At 60.5% G+C, this 400-nt stretch carries 1 pseudogene; it reads left to right on the top strand.

The features are described from left to right. Window positions 1–400, top strand: a pseudogene (locus ACQRAX_RS25620) (type IV secretion protein Rhs); the annotation flags it as partial.

The following is a 400-nucleotide window of genomic DNA, read 5'->3' as shown; positions in this document are numbered from 1 at the left end:
ATGCCCTGGGCCAGTTGACCGAGTACCTGAACAGCGACGATGGCTTGCCACACACCATCATCGATGCCAACCACAAAGCCAAATACCTGTGGTGGAACGCGTTCGCCCAGGTCGAGCGCTATCAGGACTGCTCGGGTAAAAGCACCCGCTATCGCTACGATGAGCGCCAGTATCTGGTGGCAGTGACCGATGCGCTGAACCAGACCACCACGTTGGAGCGCAAGGCAGACGGTGAAGTACTGCGCGTCAACCATCCGGACGGCAGCGCGGAAAGCTTTACCTACAACGTCTATGGTCAGGTGCTCAGCCACGCCGACGGCAAGGGCCAGATCACACGCCTGTTGCGCACCGCACGTGGCTTGCCGAGCAGCCGTCAGGACGCCAAAGGCCAACGCATTGC

The sequence above is a fragment of the Pseudomonas sp. UM16 genome (assembly GCF_050312595.1).
Lineage (GTDB): Bacteria > Pseudomonadota > Gammaproteobacteria > Pseudomonadales > Pseudomonadaceae > Aquipseudomonas.
The sequence above is the reverse complement of the archived record's forward strand: the minus strand, read 5'-3'. Positions and strand labels throughout refer to the sequence as shown.